14 protein-coding genes are annotated in these 16,370 nt (G+C 61.9%); 4 read left to right on the top strand and 10 right to left on the bottom strand.

Features of this window, described 5'->3' with window-relative positions; genetic code table 11:
- Positions 1 to 11 precede the first annotated feature (11 nt).
- The 3 genes from KSW38_RS18390 to KSW38_RS18380 form a co-directional block, all read right to left on the bottom strand.
- Positions 12 to 1,055, bottom strand: a complete 1,044-nt coding sequence (locus KSW38_RS18390; RefSeq protein WP_216926387.1) for a LacI family DNA-binding transcriptional regulator — start codon at positions 1,053 to 1,055, stop codon at positions 12 to 14.
- Between the two features lie 68 nt (positions 1,056 to 1,123).
- On the bottom strand, positions 1,124 to 2,002 hold the full coding sequence (locus tag KSW38_RS18385) for a hypothetical protein (protein WP_216926386.1): 879 nt from the start codon (positions 2,000 to 2,002) through the stop codon (positions 1,124 to 1,126).
- A 35-nt stretch (positions 2,003 to 2,037) separates the two neighbouring features.
- The gene (locus KSW38_RS18380) at positions 2,038 to 2,511 is read right to left on the bottom strand and encodes an SRPBCC family protein (protein ID WP_216926385.1); all 474 of its coding nucleotides are present in this window, start codon (positions 2,509 to 2,511) and stop codon (positions 2,038 to 2,040) included.
- A 444-nt stretch (positions 2,512 to 2,955) separates the two neighbouring features.
- On the opposite strand from KSW38_RS18380, the gene KSW38_RS18375 reads away from it, so the two are divergent.
- Positions 2,956 to 3,513 carry an NADPH-dependent FMN reductase gene (locus KSW38_RS18375; protein ID WP_216926384.1) on the top strand — a complete coding sequence of 186 codons (558 nt, stop codon included), beginning with the start codon at positions 2,956 to 2,958 and terminating at the stop codon, positions 3,511 to 3,513.
- Positions 3,514 to 3,544: 31 nt separating this feature from the next.
- Here the strand turns inward: KSW38_RS18375 and KSW38_RS18370 are convergent, their stop codons facing one another.
- The 7 genes from KSW38_RS18370 to paaA form a co-directional block, all read right to left on the bottom strand.
- On the bottom strand, positions 3,545 to 5,008 hold the full coding sequence (locus KSW38_RS18370) for a protein adenylyltransferase SelO (RefSeq protein ID WP_216926383.1): 1,464 nt from the start codon (positions 5,006 to 5,008) through the stop codon (positions 3,545 to 3,547).
- A gap of 104 nt (positions 5,009 to 5,112) precedes the next feature.
- Entirely contained in the window at positions 5,113 to 5,892 is a 780-nt protein-coding gene (locus KSW38_RS18365) for an enoyl-CoA hydratase/isomerase family protein (RefSeq protein WP_216926382.1), read from the bottom strand.
- An 8-nt stretch (positions 5,893 to 5,900) separates the two neighbouring features.
- On the bottom strand, positions 5,901 to 7,106 hold the full coding sequence (gene paaE / locus KSW38_RS18360) for a 1,2-phenylacetyl-CoA epoxidase subunit PaaE (protein WP_216926381.1): 1,206 nt from the start codon (positions 7,104 to 7,106) through the stop codon (positions 5,901 to 5,903).
- Between the two features lie 8 nt (positions 7,107 to 7,114).
- Complete coding sequence (paaD, locus tag KSW38_RS18355; protein WP_216926380.1) at positions 7,115 to 7,675, bottom strand: 1,2-phenylacetyl-CoA epoxidase subunit PaaD; 561 nt, start codon at positions 7,673 to 7,675, stop codon at positions 7,115 to 7,117.
- A 5-nt stretch (positions 7,676 to 7,680) separates the two neighbouring features.
- Positions 7,681 to 8,598 (bottom strand): 1,2-phenylacetyl-CoA epoxidase subunit PaaC, encoded by a 918-nt coding sequence (gene paaC, locus KSW38_RS18350; RefSeq protein ID WP_216926379.1) that lies wholly within the window; start codon positions 8,596 to 8,598, stop codon positions 7,681 to 7,683.
- Complete coding sequence (gene paaB, locus KSW38_RS18345) at positions 8,598 to 8,984, bottom strand: 1,2-phenylacetyl-CoA epoxidase subunit PaaB (protein ID WP_216926378.1); 387 nt, start codon at positions 8,982 to 8,984, stop codon at positions 8,598 to 8,600. The genes paaC and paaB overlap by 1 nt, the downstream gene beginning before the upstream one ends.
- The gene (gene paaA, locus KSW38_RS18340) at positions 8,981 to 9,976 is read right to left on the bottom strand and encodes a 1,2-phenylacetyl-CoA epoxidase subunit PaaA (RefSeq protein ID WP_216926377.1); all 996 of its coding nucleotides are present in this window, start codon (positions 9,974 to 9,976) and stop codon (positions 8,981 to 8,983) included. Before paaA ends, paaB begins: the two co-directional genes overlap by 4 nt.
- Before the next feature lie 122 nt (positions 9,977 to 10,098).
- Here paaA and KSW38_RS18335 point away from each other — a divergent pair, with 122 nt between their 5' ends.
- The 3 genes from KSW38_RS18335 (at position 10,099) to KSW38_RS18325 (ending at position 16,312) form a co-directional block, all read left to right on the top strand.
- Positions 10,099 to 11,748, top strand: coding sequence for an alkaline phosphatase D family protein (locus KSW38_RS18335; RefSeq protein ID WP_216926376.1), 1,650 nt, complete (start codon positions 10,099 to 10,101; stop codon positions 11,746 to 11,748).
- 212 nt (positions 11,749 to 11,960) lie between these two features.
- Positions 11,961 to 15,386 (top strand): response regulator, encoded by a 3,426-nt coding sequence (locus KSW38_RS18330; RefSeq protein WP_216926375.1) that lies wholly within the window; start codon positions 11,961 to 11,963, stop codon positions 15,384 to 15,386.
- On the top strand, positions 15,383 to 16,312 hold the full coding sequence (locus KSW38_RS18325; protein ID WP_216926374.1) for a GGDEF domain-containing protein: 930 nt from the start codon (positions 15,383 to 15,385) through the stop codon (positions 16,310 to 16,312). The genes KSW38_RS18330 and KSW38_RS18325 overlap by 4 nt, the downstream gene beginning before the upstream one ends.
- The last annotated feature ends 58 nt before the right edge of the window (positions 16,313 to 16,370 follow it).

The raw sequence follows: 16,370 nt of genomic DNA, 5'->3' as shown, positions 1-16,370 counted from the left end.
TGTGGTGTGATTTAGGCAGGTGTGGCAGTGCGCCGGCCTCGCAAGGGAAATGGCGGCGCTGTAGTGCCGCGAACAATCAGTTGGGCGGACAGCACCAAATCCGGCTCCGCACCGGCGTCGGGCGTTATCAAAGCCAGCAAGCGACGCGCGGTTTCGGACCCCTGCAGGGCGACGGAGTGGTCCATGGTAGTCAGGTCGAGAATCTCGGAGAGTTCGTGGTTATCGAAGCCAATGACCGACATGTCGCCCGGAACATCGATTCCTCCTGCTTTGAGAGTGCGCAGCACGCCGAAAGCCATTTCGTCCGACGCCACGAAGACTGCGGTAGGGGCGACTTCCGCGCACAACAACCGGGACATGGCCCTTGATCCGCCAGCCGTTGAATTCTCTTCGTGGACCTCAAGATCCTGGCCGGGCTCCAGCCCAGCTTCAGCCAGGGCCTCGCGGTAGCCCTTCAAACGGTTTGCCGGCGGGACGCCACCCAAGGTGCTGTCCGCAGCCTCGCGAATTCCGATGAAGGCGATGCGTTCGTGCCCTAGATTGATAAGGTGCCGGGCTGCTGCCCGCCCCGCCCCGTGGTCGTCTACCCGGACACCAGACCTGCCAGGAGTTCCCGATCCCAAAAACGCGATCGGCAAATTCTGGGCTTCAAGGGTAGCCAGCTCCTCCGGAGTTGGCTGCAAGGCAAAGATCAACACGCCATCGGCTCGCCCAGCAAGGCTCGACCCGGCGAAGAAGCGCTCCCGCGCGGCAGTATCCGCGAGTTCGTACAACAGGACGTCAAAGCCTGCTTGGCGAAGCACCCGCCCCGCTGAAGCCAGCACCTGCCCAAAGAACCATTTGGAGAGGTTGGGAGTGACAATCGCGATGGCTCCCGTGCGGCCAGTTGCCAAGCGGGAACCAGCCAGCGAGGGAACATAACCCAGTTCCCTTGCGATATTTTGCACGCGCTTGCGCGTCTCTTGCGAAACACCTGGCATATCCCGCAAGGCACGCGAGACTGTTGATACTGAGACATTCGCGCGTTCCGCAACCGCATCCACTGTTGACGACATGGGAACGACGGTAGCCGCGACGCAAGATAAACGCAAGCGCTTGCGAACGAATCCTAACTCTGGACGGTCTAACGAGATGTGCTTGGCGAAGATGAGGAAGTAACGCTGCCCTCCGAGGTGTTCATGGTTGGTGTCGATGTCGACGGCGAACCCGTCATGCTGCTGGACGAAGTGGCCGTACTGGTCATGCTGCTGGACGAACTGGTCATCATTTCACTGGGAGTTTCGCTACCACCCTCGGCTTTCTCAAGCACCTTGTTGATCAAGTCTTCGAGTTCCTTCTGGTCAGGATCGCCCAGGCTTGGCCCGCTCTTAGTGGCGACCACCAGCAACCTCCCGTCGGCCGCGGAGACCTGCATGAGCTTCTTCTGGCTCTCACCGGAACGGGTGCTGATTGTCCCGAACGTTTCCTTTGCCTTCGTCTTCGCGTCTAATTCCTCACTGGAGACTTCATATGCCTGGCCCACGGCCTTCACAGTGAACTTTGCGCATTTGTCCATTTTGCCGCTGATGTCCTTGAGAACTTTCTCTGCGTCCGGACCTTCGCTACCGGATTGCGCGGACAGGGACCTGGGCTGATCACTGTCAGACAGGGCCACAGCAACATCTCCGTGTTCAACCTTGTCTACCAGCCCCGCCGTGGCGATGTCCTTGCAATCCCCAGGATCCACGCTGGCCGTGCTCAAAAGGAGATCTGCGATCTTGCCACCCTGGTCTACCTGCTCCTTGGAATAGAGCTTGAACTCGTTGCCATCCCCATCCCTCATACCGGAGATTAGCTCGCGCAACTGATCCTCGCTGTAGACCTTCTCCTGGGCCGGCGTCGAGGCGGAGGCCGACGAGGTAGTGGCAGATGAAGGGCTTGCTGCACTGCCCCCGCCACCGCTACACCCCGCCAAAGCCACTGTGGCAACTGCAAATACTGCAAGCGCTGGAACTCTTCGCATCAGATACTGCCTTCCTCGGCTTTGGAAGGGCATTTCTAAATCTGTCCGCCCGGACCGCTGTCCTCCACTTCACCGCGCCAGGCACCTGTTTCCGTTCCCCGGGACTCGATAAAGTCCTTGAATTTCCGCAGATCCGCTTTAACCTGCATCTCGTCGATCTTCAGGGCAGCGCCTGCCTTCTCCGTGAACGTTTCCGGTGCCCACTCGAAATGGACGTTAACTTTGGTGTGGTTATCATCCATCCGGGTGAACCGCACGACGCCGGCATGGGACTTCCCGTCGGTACTGCGCCAGGCGATCCGGTCATCAGGCTCTTGGTCCACGATTTCCGTATCGAATTCGCGCTCTACGCCAGCGATTTTGGTGACCCAGTGATTGGTGGTGTCACTCAGCTGGGTCACGGCCTCCACACCGGACATGAACTGGGGAAAGGACTCAAACTGGGTCCATTGGTTATAGGCAGTGTGCACTGGGACAGCGACATCGATGGTTTCTTCAACGGTTTGCATTTTTCCTCCTATTTGTTGGAGCGGCCCGCAAACAGCGGACAGCAGTAGGCCTCCGAGGCGCGCTGGAGTACGCGGCGGTACTGAATGGCTTTGATCTCCGGGAAGTGGAGCGCCTGAGGATAGTCGGATGGACTTCGTCCGGCGATGGAAAATCGCCGGGGAGGTAGGGATCAGAGATGATCGACATCGACTGTTTCCTCAAGAAAGGGAGGCTGCTGCCCACCTCTGGACCGTGCTCCCGCTTTTAGGCTAGACCTCGATATGTTGCGGGGCAAGGACCCGACGAGGCCTGGCGCGCGGAGGCAGAAGTCCCTTCTTCGGCAGCAATTTTCAGTTCACTCCGGAGCAGGTTTCCAACTGCGGCTCCGATGGATGAAAGAGGCCTGCCCCATTGTTGAGAACTTAAAAGTCCATTCAAAGTCCCTTTTGAAGGATGTGATCGAAATGGTCAAGATCGCGGTTGTTGTTGGGAGCACCCGTCCGGGACGGCGAAGCAAGCAGGTGGCCGATTGGGTGCTTGAACGTGCGGCGGCCAAAGGCGGTGCCGAATACGAACTGCTTGACGTGGCCGATTACAAACTGCCGCTGCTTGATGAGCCAATGCCTCCATCAATGGGGAATTATCAACACGAGCACACCAAGACATGGGCACGGGCCGTAGCCGAATTCGATGGCTATATCTTTGTCACGGCCGAATACAACCACTCCGTTCCCGGGGCATTGAAGAATGCACTCGACTTCCTCTACGCCGAATGGAACAACAAGGCGGCCGGCTTTGTCTCCTACGGAAGTGCCGGTGGGGTGCGCGCGGTGGAAAACCTCCGCCTGATATCCGGCGAGCTCCAAATGGCCGACGTCCGGGCGCAAGTGGCGCTGCCCTTTGCTACAGAATTTGAAGGTTTCACGACGTTCACCCCGAGTGCAACGGCGGAAGAAAACCTGGACGTCCTCATTGAGCAAATCGTTGCCTGGTCAACGGCCCTAGAAACCATCCGTCACTGACACGTCCGGTTAGTAGGAGATGAATACAGACCTAAGTGCCGCAGAACGTCCGGTAGGGCCCGAAGCTCTCCGGTGCCGGCGATGCATAGAGTTCCAGCCCCGGCCTTTCCCTGTACGGAGAACCCAATGCTTCAAGCAAACGTTCGACTGGCCCCGTATCCCCCTCCGTGGCGGCCGAAAGAGCTTCTTCCACCAAGTGGTTGCGAGGGATGTAAATCGGGTTGACCCGGTCCATGGCATCAGCATCCGGCGTCACAGCGCGCCAGCGTTCCAGCCAGGCATCGAACGCTGCCGAATCCAGGATCTGGCCGCGCGCGGGTTCAACCTCCCCACGGGCTGCCTTGCCGAGGCTCCGGAAAAACGAGGTGTAATCCGCACGTGACTCTTGAACCAGCTCAAGCAGGTCATCCACCAAAGGTGAGGCAACGTCGTCGTTGATTCCCTCAGGTAGCCCAAGTTTGGCCTTCATACCGCTGAACCAAGTAGCGCTGTATTGCTGGCGGAACCCGTTGAGTGCCTCGACGGCAAGGGCCACCGCCTGCTCTTCATCCTCGTGGATAAGAGGGGCGAGTGATTCGGCGAAACGGGCAAGATTCCACTCCGCGACCAGCGGCTGGTTGCGATAGGCATAGCGTCCGGTTTCATCGATGGAGCTGTATACCGCTCCCGGATCGAAGCCATCCATGAAGGCGCACGGCCCGTAATCGATGGTTTCGCCAGACACGGTCATGTTGTCGGTATTCATGACACCATGCACGAAACCGACGAGCATCCACTGGGCCACCAGTTTCGCTTGGACGGCAATGACGCCTTTTAGAAGCCCGAGGTAGCGGTTGACGTCCTCCGCCGCGGACGGGTGGTGGCGTTCGATCGCGTGATCGGCAAGACGGCGCAACAGATCCATGTCATTGGTGGCCCTGGCGTATTGGAAACTGCCCACTCGCAGGTGACTGCTGGCAACCCGGGTCAGAACGGCGCCCGGCAGGAGAGTCTCACGCTGAACCGGACGGCCCGTCGCGACGACTGCCAGGGACCTTGTGGTGGGAATGTTCAACGCATGCATCGCTTCGCTCACGATGTACTCGCGAAGCATGGGACCCAGCACTGCCTGGCCATCACCATTGCGGGCAAAGGGCGTCCGCCCCGAGCCCTTAAGGTGGACGTCGCGGAGCGTCCCGTCAGCGCCGGCGATCTCGCCCAGCAAGAGGGCACGGCCATCCCCCAAACGGGGTGAGTACCAGCCGAACTGGTGGCCCGAATATGCCTGGGCCACCGGGCTTGTCCCTTCCGGGAGCGCATTCCCGATCAGCAGCCGAACGCCCTCCGGGCTGCGGAGAAAACCAAGGTCAAAACCGAGTTCGACGGCGAGGGGCTCGTTGAGTGCCAAAAGCTGCGGCTCAGGAGCCGCCTCCGCCCGCCAAGGAATAGCCATCTCCGGGAAGTCCCGGGCGAAATAGCCCTCAAGCGCGACGGTGGGATGCGCAATTTCGCTCATCATTCAAGGATACGGGGCTGATCGATGGTGCCCTTGTTCGCCCTACTCCCCGTACAAGGCTGAGTAGGGCGAACAAGAGCGGGATCCTTGGCAGGGGCTCGCTATTACCCCTTGAAAACCGGCGCCCGTTTCTCTTGGAAGGCCCGGAAGCCCTCGGCGTAGTCGTCGGTCTTGCAGAGACGGGCCTGCTCAGTGTTTTCCTCGGCCATCGATGCCCAGAGGCCCAGGCGCTGATCGCGGATGTGGGCCACAAGTTCCTTGGAGGCAACGAAAGCACCGGTGGCACCGGTAGCCACGCGTTCGACGATCGCCCGGGTCATGGCAAGCAGCGCATCATCCGGCATCGCCCGGCTGAACATTCCGCGCTCCACGGCCTCCGAACCAGAGATTAGATCGGCCGTATAGATCAGGTCCAGTGTCCGGTGCATGCCCAGACGCTCGGTAAAGTACCAGTGCCCACCGGAGTCCAAGGTTGCGCCGAGCTTGGCAAAGGGCGAACCGAACTTGGCATTCTCCGCCACGTACACCACGTCAGTGGCCAGCAAGAGCCCTAAACCAACACCCAGGCAAGCTCCGTGTGCGGCAGCAAAAGTAGGTGCCGGGAACGCCGCCATCTTCTTCAACAGCGGTTCCACCAGCCCGCCGAGGTACGCCTGCGCGTCGTCGGTTTCGGGGGTAACGCCAGCAATGTCGCGGCCGGCGCAGAAGGCCCGTCCCTCTCCGCGAAGCAGCAGCGCCCGCACCTCACCGCGCGAGGCGGCGGCAGCAGCGTCGTCGTACGCCTTGTCCAGTTCGGCAAGCGCGTCCTCGTTGAGCGAGTTCAGCTTTTCGGGGGCATTGAGGACAATTTCGGCAATGCCGTTGGCAATGGAGAGCTCGATCATGGGACTCCTTAGACGTCGAAGTCGACGGTAACTTCTTCGCTGGTGGGGTGTGACTGGCAGGTGAGGACGTAGCCCTTGTCCAGCTCGTCCTGCTCAAGGGCGTAGTTCTCATCCATGGAAACCGTACCGCTCACAAGCTTGGCGCGGCAGGTGCCGCAGACCCCGCCTGCACATGCGAACGGAACGTCTGGGCGGGCACGCAGGGCAGCGTTGAGGATGGACTCGCGGGCGTGCGTGGGACTGGCGACATCGCCGGTCAAACCATCCAGCTTGAACGTGATCTTGTAGGTTTCCTTCGACTCGTCCTCCACAACCGGACGGCCGGCATTACCCTCAGGGCGGTCCGGACGACCAGTGGTGAACAGCTCGAAGCGCACGTGCTCGGGCTTCACACCGCGGGCAGCGAGCGTGTCGCGGCAGAGTTGGACCAACTCGAACGGTCCGCAGAGGAACCATTCGTCCACATCCTCGGCATGGATGGCGCTGCTCAGCAAGGCCTGCAGCTTCTCGGAATCGATGCGGCCGGTCATCAACGGGGCGATCCGCTGCTCGCGGGACAAAACGTGGTGCAGCGCCAGGCGCGACGGGTACTTGTCCTTCAGGTCCGCCAGCTCCTCAAGGAACATGACGTCCATTGCCGCCTTGTTGGCATAGATCAGGTCAAACGTGGTCTCCGGATTGGCGGCCAGCAGCGTCCGCGCAATCGCCATGACAGGCGTGATGCCCGAACCCGCAGCGATCGCAACGAAGTTCCCGGGCTCTCCCGCCAACTCCTCCGGGTGGTTCATGGAGTTCATGACGTTGTGCTGGACCGACGAGCCGTCCTTGCCGTGCCGTGAGATAAACGCGCCCTGCGGGCTCATGACGTCCAGGACGTCGCCAGCCTTCAGCTCGGCATTGGCCCATGTGGAGAAGACACCGCCAAGGTCCTTCTTGACGGCCACCCGGATCTCGCTGCTGCCATCCGCGAAAGTGCGCGGCTCTGCGCAGATCGAGTAGCTGCGGCGGACCTCGTGCGGCTGACCTTGCTCATCGGGCAGTGTGGTGCGCAGCGCGACGTACTGGCCAGGGAGGTAGTCATACTGACCGGCCAGCTCCGCGGGAACAGCGAACGTCACCTCGATTGCGTCGTCCGTAAGGCGCCGGACGTCCGAGACGGTCAGGGTATGGAAAGACGCACGACGGCGGCTGGCCGTCTGGGTTTCGGTGGTCATGGAATTCCTTAGAGGACTTTGAAGTAGTCGAACGGTTCCTTGCAGTCCTGGCAGACGAACAATGCCTTGCAGGACGTGGAACCAAAGCGGGTGAGCTCCTTGGTGTTCAGCGAAGAACACTGCGGGCATTTCACGGCCAGGCTCAAACGAACGGGACCGGAATGGCCACCGGCGGCGGACCGGCCCGACGGCGGCGCAATGCCGTACTCCTGCAGCTTGGCCTTGCCGGACTCCGTCATCCAGTCGGTGGTCCAGGCCGGGGAGAGCACGAGGTTAATGTGCACGCTCGCGTAGCCCTCCGCCTCGAAGGCCCTCCGCAGGTCGTCACCAATCGCATCCATGGCCGGGCACCCCGAGTACGTGGGCGTGATGGTGACATCGACGGCGGTACGTGAGGTGCCGCCGTCGTCCGTTTTGTCCGTGAGCTGCTGCGCGTCCGTCGCCTCGACGACGTGAACGCCGCGGAGGATGCCGAGGTCCTCGATGGTGAGGACCGGGATCTCCGGATCGCAGACCGTGGACGCAATGTCCCAGGCCCGCTGCTCTTGTGTCCTTACCTGCGTTGCCATGATGGTCACCAGCTCGCGCCAGGGTGCTCGCGGGCCAGGACCTGCATCTCAGCAAGGATGTAACCCAGGAATTCGGAATGCTTGCCGCGACGGCCGCCTCCCAGTGCTTGGGGAACGGCAGGGATGTCCAGTTCGGCTTCGGCCATGATCTCGCCGGTGAGCCGGTCAAACCCAGCGCGAAGGCTTGAGGGCTGGACAGTAACGCCCGCCTCGGCCAGGCGGGTGGTGAGCTCATCGTCTTCGAAGAGTTCGTCCACGTACGGCCATACGAGCTTGAAGCCTTGGATGATGCGGGCGCGGGATTCGTCCGTGCCGCCAGCCAGGCGCAGTACCCACTGGGCACTGTGGTCGCGGTGGTAATCCACTTCCTTCACGGCCTTCGCGGAGATGGCTGCCAGGGTGGCGTCCTTGGATGCGGTGAGGGCCGTGTAGAGCTCGTACTGGTAGTAGCTCACTATGAACTGGCGGGCGATGGTCACCGCGAAGTCCCCGTTCGGCTGCTCGAACAGGTGCGCGGAACGGAATTCGTGCTCACGGCGGAAGTACGCCAGATCGTCCTCGGACTTGTCCCAAGCGGCACCCGCATAGGTCAGGAACGAGCGCGCGTGGCCCAACTGGTCCAGCGCGATGTTGCCGAGCGCGATGTCTTCCTCAAGCTCAGGAGCACGGGAAATCCAGTGGCCCAGGCGCTGCGCCAGGATCAGTCCGTCGTCGCCGATCCTCAGGGCAAATTCCGCCACGTCCTCGCTCGGCTTGACCTGTCCGCGCCGTACTTCGAGGGCGATATCCTCCGGGCGGAGGGCATTGCCCGGCGTGATGCGGGTAGCGCTGGCTGAACCGTCACCGGAAGCTCCCGCTCCCTGGACGCCCACGGAGATGTCTCCGTGGCCTTCGATGGCGAAGTCAGTGTCTTTGTCAGTCATCACAGGTGCTTCACGCCTTCGCTCTTGGTGTAGTACGTCGCGTGGCGGTAGTCCTTGCCCTGCGGCGACTCGAAGAAGGCACCCTTGGAATCGGGATCGCTGGAGGAGATAGCCTCGGCCGGGACAACCCAGATAGAGACGCCTTCATTGCGACGCGTGTAAAGGTCGCGGGCATTCCTGAGGGCCATCGCGGCGTCAGGAGCGTGCAGGGACCCGGCGTGCACGTGGGACAAGCCACGGCTGGAGCGTACGAAGACCTCCCACAGGGACCACGGGGTCTCGTGGTGCTGCTGTTCCGTCGGCGTCGTCGCCGCGACCTTGGGGGCCTCGCGCTTGATCTCGCTGGCCGAGCTTGCGGGTTCTTCCGGGTTACCGTGAGGACTCATGCTGCGTGTTCCTTCTGTGCTTGCTTGCGGGCGTAGGCAACGGCGGCTTCGCGAACCCAGGCACCGTTTTCGTGTGCCTCACGGCGGCGCTCGATGCGCTGCGAGTTGCAGGGGCCGCGGCCGGCCAGGACTTCCTTGAACTCGTTCCAGTCCAGGGGTCCGTGCTCCCACTTCTTGGTTTCTTCGTTGAAACGGATGTCCTTGTCAGGCAGGGTCAGGCCGAGGACCTTGACCTGCTCCACCATCATGCCGACGAACCGGCTGCGCAGTTCATCGTTGCTGAAACGCTTGATGTTCCAAGCCATGGACTGCTTGGAGTTGGGTGAGTCATCATCCGGCGGGCCAAACATCATCAGCGACGGCGCGTACCAGCGGTTTACGGCCTCCTGGGCCATCTGCTTCTGCTCAGGCGTGCCGTTGGACAGTTCCAGCAAGATCTCGAAACCCTGGCGCTGGTGGAAGGATTCTTCCTTGCAGATGCGCACCATTGCGCGTCCATAAGGACCGAACGAGGCCCGGCACAGTGGTACCTGGTTGCAAATCGCTGCGCCATCCACGAGCCAACCGATGGCTCCCATGTCCGCCCAGGAAATCGCCGGGTAGTTGAAGATCGACGAGTACCGGGCCTTGCCGGCAATGAGGTCTTCCATCATCTTGTCCCGGGTCTGGCCCAGAGTCTCAGCTGCCGAGTAGAGATACAGACCGTGGCCTGCCTCGTCCTGGACCTTGGCCATAAGGATGGACTTGCGCTTCAGGCTGGGAGCGCGGGTGATCCAGTTGGCTTCCGGCTGCATGCCGATGATTTCCGAGTGCGCGTGCTGCGAGATCTGACGCAGCAAAGTCTTGCGGTAAGCCTCCGGCATCCAGTCGCGCGGTTCGATGCGCGAGTCTTCCGAAATGATGCGATCAAAGTACGCCTTCCCGGCTGCCTCCCGCTCCTGCTCTTCCGGGGACAGCTCAGCGGGCACTGATTGCAGATTCTGCGATGCCATGGTTGCTCCTAATAAATTACCGACCGTTCGTTCAGAATATGCGGAGCGGACGTTTTCAGTCAAGCTTTTCGGCTTCACCTGAGGCTCACTCTCTGTTCACGGCGGCCCGGAAGAGTGGAACCATGACTGATCTCTCACGCCGCACCCTCGTCAAAACATCCTTAACCGGCTTGGCATTGGCTGGCCTGGCGACCGGTACCGCCGCACCTGCCCCCGCCGCCATCCCCTTGGTCCGCAAACGTCTCACACTCCCGACTGGAATCGCCACCGGGGATGTCACCACCGATTCCGCTGTCCTCTGGTCACGTGCTTCGGGCCCGGGCCGCTTGAGCGCCCGGCTGCAGGCAGTGGATAGCGAGGGCGAAATCCTGAGGGGACGCTACGGCTTCAGCCGCACCATCCAAGGCCCTCTCGCCACCGAAGCCAGCGACTTCACCGCCAAGATCCACGCCAAGGAACTTCCTGCGGGGACCCGCTTCGCCCTTGAACTTAACTTCGAGGACGCGAACGGCCTAGGCGATCCAGTCAAGGGGACGTTCACAACGGCGCCGGACTCATCCGGGAACGGCGGCCCTGAAGACGCGCGCGGAGGCGGCAGGCCGTCGTCGTCCTCCCAGTCCTTCGTGTGGACAGGCGACACTGCAGGGCAGGGCTGGGGCATCAACGAGGAGATCGGCGGCATGCGTGGCTACAAGGCAATGCACGCAGCGCGCCCGGATTTCTTCATCCATTCCGGGGACACTATCTACGCCGACGGCCCCATTGCCGCCACGGTCACCGAGAAGGATGGCCAGGTGTGGCGGAACATCGTCACCGAGAAAGTCTCCAAGGTCGCCGAGACACTCGCCGAATACCGGGGTCGTCACCGTTACAACTCGCTGGACGCGAATATGCGCGCCATGTTCGCCGACGTCCCCGTAATCGCCCAGTGGGATGACCACGAGACACACAACAACTGGTACCCCGGCCAGATCCTGGACGACGCCCGCTACACCGAACGCAACGTCAACGTCCTGGCCGCCCGCGGCCGGCAGGCCTGGCAGGAGAACATGCCGATCGCGGACTCGGCGGCGCTATGGCGTCCAGGAACGTTCGACGCCGGGCAGTACCAACCTGCGCGCATCTACAGGAAGATTTCACGCGGCCCGCAACTGGACATCTTCTGCCTGGACATGAGGTCGTTCAAGTCCCCCAACACCGATGGCAAAGAGCTCTATGCAACCAACATCCTGGGCCAGGAGCAGGTGGACTGGCTCATCAAGGAAGTCCGCCAATCCAAGGCAACGTGGAAGGTGATCGCAGCCGATCTGCCGCTGGGCATCATCGTTCCGGATGGGCCGGTGAACCAAGAAAGCCTCTCCAACCGGGACAACGGTGCTCCCCTTGGCCGCGAACTGGAAATCGCGGGCGTATTGAGCGCCTTCAAACGGTACGGCGTGAAAAACACGGTGTGGCTGACGGCGGACGTGCACTACTGCGCCGCCCATCACTACTCCCCCGAACGTGCATCCTTCACTGATTTCAATCCCTTCTGGGAGTTCGTGGCTGGCCCTATCAACGCGGGCTCGTTCGGTCCGAATGATATGGACGGAACGTTTGGACCCGAAGTGGTGTTCTCAAAGGCCGGGCGCTTCCCGGGTGAGTCCCCGAGGGATGGCGAGAACCAATATTTCGGGCACGTGGACCTCGCCCCGGACGGCACCTTTACTGTGAGCCTCCGCAACACCAACGGGGCAGTGCTGTTCTCGAAGCCCCTCACCCCGGAGCGCTGAGCCCAACTGACTCGCAGTAGTGGTTCTCGAAGCCCTCAGAACAACCACTACTGCCAGTCAGATGGGGTTTCACGGGACGATGGGGTTTCACGGGGCGTCACCTTTGTGTGTTGCCGGTCACTTAAGCGCGCTTTCGGCGTATGCTCTCCTCAGCGCAAAGGCAGGATGCGTTGTTCGCTTTTGGTGGGGCCACTTTTGAAGGCAGGGGTTCAGTGGCAGGAGTGAAGCACGAGGTTCTTCCGGTGCGCTCGTGGTCGCGGCAGGGTATGCCGCTTTTCCTTGTAGCAGTCGGCATCTGCGCGGTCCTGTTGGCCGCCGGGCTCGGAAGCGGTTCCGGCACACCCACAGCGCAACTGGCAGGCGACTTTGCGATACTTATTGCCGCCCTGACTGCGCTGATGACACATACCAGCGCGGCCTTGCGGGGCCACGGCAACACAACGGCCCGATGGTTCGTGGTCGGAGGGTTGGCCCTCTGGTCCGCCGGCATGGCATTTTGGACCTTCAACGGCGTGGTGCTGGACCACGCATACCCTTACCCATCGGCTTCCGACATCGGATTCGTCGGCTATGCGCTGCCGGTCGCCGTCGGACTTGTCCTGCTTTCCAAGGGCGGCAGCGTCCGCATGCCAGTTGTCCGGACTGTCCTGGACGTCGGAACAGTGGCCAGCGCCGTCCTTTTCATCGCGTGGGGCGCGGTCCTGGGACCAGTGATCGCGGCAGGCAACGATGACGCCCTTGCCTTCCTGACCACGCTTGCTTACCCGTTCGTGGACGTAGTGATGGTCTCTCTCCTCATCGTCCTGACCATGCGGGCTACCCGCGGCCGGCGCCTTCCCTGGCTGTGCCTTGGCCTCGGCTTCCTGGTGCTGGCGTTGACTGACCTTACCTACGTACGGCTCACCACCGAAGGCATTACGGGTGTGACGGGGTCCCCCTTGGCGCTCGGCTGGGTGGCAGCTTTCCTGCTGGTTGGACTCAGCCCCCTCGCTCCGGAGAGCAGCAGCAGCAAGAAAGACGGACGTACGTATGCTGCCGCACTGGAGCTCCTTCCATACATTCCCGTCTTCGGCGCAGTCCTGTTCAACCGCAGCCGAGCCATCAACATGTCAGACCCGATCCTGCTGGTCACGGGCCTGACTGTGCTGGTCTTCGTGATCGTGCGGCAGGTGCTGATCGTCGTCGAGAATGTGACGCTTACGCGGGACCTCGAGTCCAAGGTGGCGGCCCGCACGGTGGAGCTGGAGGGTTTGGGAGCAATCGTGAACTCCTCCGGCGACGCAATCATTGGCAAGACGCCTGAGGGAGAGATCGTCAGCTGGAATCCGGGGGCAGAGCGGATTTTTGGTTATACGGCGGCGGAGGCCATCGGCCGGAACAGCGATTTCTTTGTCCCCGAGGAATTGCAGGAGGACGAACACGAAGCCCTCCGAATAACCGCTGAAAGTGGGGCCGTTCAGAACTTTGAAACCCTTCGCAAACGAGGAGACGGCGCCACCATTCCGGTCTCCGTAACGCTTTCCCCCGTCCGCAATGAATCGGGCACCTGGGGAGTGGCAACGATTTCCCGCGACATCACGGAACGAAAAGCTGCAGAAGCCGAACTCCTGGCTGCCCGGGAAGCAGCCTTGGAATCGAGCAGGCTCAAGTCCGAGTTCCTGGCGACCATGAGCCACGAGATCCGGACGCCCCTCAACGCAGTGATCGGCCTGACGTCGCTCATGTTGGACACACGCCTGAACGAGGTCCAACGGCAGTACGCCCAAGGAGTCAGGGGCGCCGGTGAGGTCCTCCTGACGCTGATCAACGACATCCTGGACTTCTCCAAGCTGGAAGCCGGCAAGGTGGACCTGGACATCACAGCGTTCGATCCCCGGGTGCTCGTGGAAGAGGTAGCTGGGCTGGTAGCCGAGCAAGCCCAAAGCAAGGAACTGGAGCTGATCTCCTACTGCCACCCGAACGTGCCTGAACGACTCATGGGCGACTCCGGGCGGATTCGCCAGATCCTGCTGAACCTTTCATCCAACGCGGTCAAGTTCACTCCATCCGGCGAGGTGGAGATTCAGGTTTCAGTGGTCAGCCAGGATTCGAACAAAGCTTCCTTGCGGTTTGAAGTCCGTGACACCGGAATCGGCATCAGCACCGAAGACCATCACCGACTCTTCGAATCCTTCGCCCAGGCAGACGCTTCCACCACCCGCCGTTACGGCGGAACAGGCCTGGGCCTGGCCATCTCAAGGCGCCTGACCGAAGTCATGGGCGGCGAAATCGGACTCGACAGCGAAGTGGGTGTGGGCAGCAAATTTTGGTTCGTCCTGGAACTTCCGGTCGGCCCTCCAGCCACGGACACCGGAATCCTGCCTGCCTCGCTCGCGGGCCGCAAAGTCCTCGTGGTGGACGACAACGCCACCAACCGCTTGGTGCTGGAGACGCAGCTTGCAAGCTGGGGAATGCAGCCGCTGGCAGTCGCCGATGCGCACACCGCCATGGACGAGTACCGTTTGGCCCTTTCCGACCACCACCCCTACGACATCGCTGTGGTGGACATGTGCATGCCCGACGTCGACGGCCTGGAATTGGCCCGCCAAATCAAGGAAGAGAGCAACGGCTCGGGCGGCCCGGGGATCATTCTCCTGACCTCCACCATGCAAGTGGACAAGGCCGATCTCGCCTCCGCAGGAATCCGCGAGTACCTTACCAAGCCCGTCCGAAGCTCTGAGTTCTATAACCGGCTCCTACGGCTCATGGCCACGAAAACGATGGGTAAGCCGACGCCCCTTGGATCCCAGCCCGAGCTGCCGTCCCGGGACCCGGAACTCCTGCTGGGCAAGCTTCTGGTGGCTGAAGACAACGAAGTCAACCAGCTGGTGGCGCGAGGGATGGCGAACAGGCTCGGCTACGAAGTGGACATCGTCGACGACGGCGCGCAAGCCGTTGCTGCGACACTCACCGGAAACTATGCTGCCGTTCTTATGGACTGCCACATGCCGGTGATGGACGGTTTTGAGGCGACGAAAACCATTCGGTCGCGTGACTCCAAGACCGTGAGGATCCCCATCATTGCCATGACAGCCGGGGCCCTGAACGAGGACCGCGAGCGCTGTTTCGCAGCTGGCATGGACGACTACATCAGCAAGCCGGTGGATCTGGACAAGCTCCGTGACATCCTGGCCCGGTGGGTGCCGCAGGAGCAGCGGGCGGAAGCACCGCCGTCGAACGTTGTTGTTATGGACGCTGCCAGTCCCGACGACGCTGACGCTGCTGACCCTGGCGCCACCGTCCTCGATGAGGACAGGCTGCAGGTCCTGCGCGACCTTGGACCGGCGGACGGTATGGGCCTGTTGCCTGACGCCGTCAGGGCGTTCCGTGAGGAAGCCCAGCGCGCCCAGGAGAAGCTGCGTTCGGCCCTGGAGAGCGGGCAGGCCAACGAAGTGGCGGCGGCCGCGCACAAACTCGCGGGCGCCGCAGCCAACATCGGCGCTACGGGTGCCGCAGCCCTGGCCAAGGACTTGGAACGGCTGGGCCGCGAGGCGGGCCCGGGCGTTGCAGCGCATGGAACGCATGTACTCGATCAACTAAATTCGGAACTCGCACGGGTGGATGGGGCACTCGAGCGCACACTAATGGGAGCCCCATGAAAGTACTCATCGCCGACGACGACCAGATCTCACGCATGATCACCAAGGCCGCCGTCGAGCAATCCGGTCATGATTGCATCGTGGCAGTGGATGGCGATTCGGCCTGGGATCTATACCAGGAACATGCCCCCGCAGCGGTGGTGACGGACCTGATGATGCCGGGCCTGAACGGCTTGGATCTTTGCCGGGCCATCCGCGAGCGCGAGCAGGACACCTATACGTACGTCATCCTGGTGACCTCCCACGGTTCGCGTAAGGACGTCCTGGCGGGCATGGAGGCGGGCGCGGACGATTACGTCACTAAACCGTTGGACCCCTTCAACCTGCACATCCGATTGCTGGCCGCGCAACGCATCACTTCGCTGCACGCTGACCTCGCAAAGTACCGGACAGCGCTGACCAAGCAGGCCCGCACAGATCCCCTGACCAAGCTGCACAACAGGCTTAAGCTGACGGAAGACCTGGGCCAGCTGCACAGCAGGAGTGACCGCTACTCGCGGGATTACTGTCTGGCGATGGTGGATGTGGACAACTTCAAGAGGTACAACGACATTTACGGCCACCAGGCGGGAGACGCCGCCTTGGTGGCCATCGCCTCGACCCTTGCCGGTGAGGTCCGTCAGTCCGACGGCGTGTACAGGTTCGGTGGCGAGGAGTTCCTCCTGGTCCTTCGGGAGCAAACAGCTGCCGGGGCCGAAGTTGTCATGGAACGGGTCCGGGCAGCTGTGCATGCGCTGCAGATCGAGCACTCCGGCGACCCCGATGGCATACTCACGATCAGCGCCGGCGTGTCTGCTTTCGCCGATGGGCACCGCGCGGGGACGGAGCAGTTGCTGCGCGAAGCGGACCTGGCCCTGTACGCGGCAAAGGCTTCGGGCCGGAACCGTGTGACGCTGGCCAGCACGCTTTCGCAGGGCGTGGACTGAGCGTCTGGGCGCTCTGAGCGAAATCGCTGGTTCCGTGTCAGAGCCCGTCTATAGAGTT

It is taken from the genome of Paenarthrobacter aromaticivorans, from assembly GCF_019038615.1.
GTDB lineage: Bacteria > Actinomycetota > Actinomycetes > Actinomycetales > Micrococcaceae > Arthrobacter > Arthrobacter aromaticivorans.
This window is presented reverse-complemented; position numbering and strand designations above follow the sequence as displayed.